The 234-nt window shown below is 63.2% G+C and carries 1 protein-coding gene; it reads left to right on the top strand.

The genetic code is table 11. From position 1 onward, the window contains the following. Positions 1-234, top strand: a 234-nt coding sequence (locus BN358_RS27715; protein ID WP_232233135.1) for a hypothetical protein, incomplete at both ends; no start/stop codon positions are given.

Raw genomic sequence — 234 nt, 5'->3', positions numbered from 1 at the left:
TCGGACAGCTCTCGCAACTCCTGAACAACTCACGCCGCGAGATCCGAGAGCGCGTGGATCCCATCAACAGGTCGCTGCGCCAAACGGAGTTCGCACCAGGCCAATTCCTCCATGTCCGGGTTGATGACCGGCGCTTGCCAGAGGTAACCCTCTTCCTACAGACACTCGCCGAGATCACGTCCGGCTCCCTGGAGGATGCCCTCGGCTCCGAGCTCGGACCCGAGGCGCGTGAAC

The organism is Sedimentibacter sp. B4, from assembly GCF_000309315.1.
Classification (GTDB): Bacteria; Bacillota; Clostridia; order Tissierellales; family Sedimentibacteraceae; genus Sedimentibacter; species Sedimentibacter saalensis.
This window is presented reverse-complemented; position numbering and strand designations above follow the sequence as displayed.